This window comes from Streptomyces klenkii, assembly GCF_003626645.1.
GTDB classification, from domain to species: Bacteria; Actinomycetota; Actinomycetes; order Streptomycetales; family Streptomycetaceae; genus Streptomyces; species Streptomyces klenkii.
In genome coordinates, this window is the sequence record NZ_RBAM01000231.1 from 1 (window position 1) to 1012 (window position 1012).

General features: G+C 72.9%; 1 protein-coding gene. It reads right to left on the bottom strand.

Annotation, left to right across the window (positions count from 1 at the left end; genetic code table 11):
• Positions 1-472: 472 nt before the first annotated feature.
• A partial coding sequence (locus tag D7231_RS35980; protein ID WP_120760591.1) for an ABC transporter permease subunit occupies positions 473-1012 on the bottom strand: 540 nt, incomplete at its 5' end.

Sequence of the window (1012 nt, forward strand, 5' to 3'; positions counted from 1 at the left end):
GACGGGGAATTCGCCGGTGGCGGGGGTGCCGTGGGTGCGGAAGAGGCGGCCCTTGATGGCGGCGTCGCTGGTGTCGCTCCAGACGACGAAATACAGGCTCGTGCCGAGGGCGGCCACGGAGGGATTGCTCTGGATTCCCGCGGTGGTGGTGTTGATGAGGAAGTCGTTCATGCCGCCGCTTCTTTCGTTGCCGCGCGGGGTGGGGGCGCCTTCCTTTTCACCGTAACGGCGGCTGCGGAATTCCGCGTGGCGGGGCGGCGCGGTGCCCTGCGGGCGGCCAGGAACGACGGCCTGCGGCCGACCGCCCCGGGCCGGGGGCGGTCACCCGGACGGCGGAGTGAGTTGCCCTGCGGGCCGCGTGCCGCCGCCACGGCGGGCGGAGGCCGCCGCGACCGGGCGGGCGACGGGCTCGGCCCCGCAGGGGCGGGCGGCGGCCCCGGGGTTCCCGGCCCCCCGCAGGGGCTCGCAGGGGTCAGCCCTCTGCTGCTGCCTTCAGGGAGCGGAGGCGTTCGGCGGCGTACCAGGTGCCCAGGAGGGTGGCCACGGTCAGGAGGGTCAGGCCGGTGGGGAGGGAGACTTCGGAGGTGATGTCGGCGCTGTCGGTGGCCACGCGTTCGGCCAGGGAGAGGGACCACTGCTGGACGGAGAGGGCGCGGGCGCCGGAGACCAGGCTGCCGAAGAGGGCCTCCCAGACCAGGGCGTAGATCAGGCCGAAGACCACGGCGTTGCGCGAGACCGTGCCCAGCAGCAGGAAGATCGCGCTGTAGGCGACCGAGGCCACGGCGGCGGCCACGGTGAAGGCGCTGGCGATGCGCTGGCCGTTGCCGTTGAGGATCATGCCGGCCAGCAGGATCGGCAGCGTGGTGAACGCGATGGTCACCGAGATGGAGACCAGCAGCTTGGTGAGGACGATCGTGCGCCGGCTCAGCGGCTTGGACAGCAGGTAGACGATCGAGCCGTCGTCGATCTCGGGCGCGATCGCGCCGGTCCCGGCGATGACGCCGATCAGCGG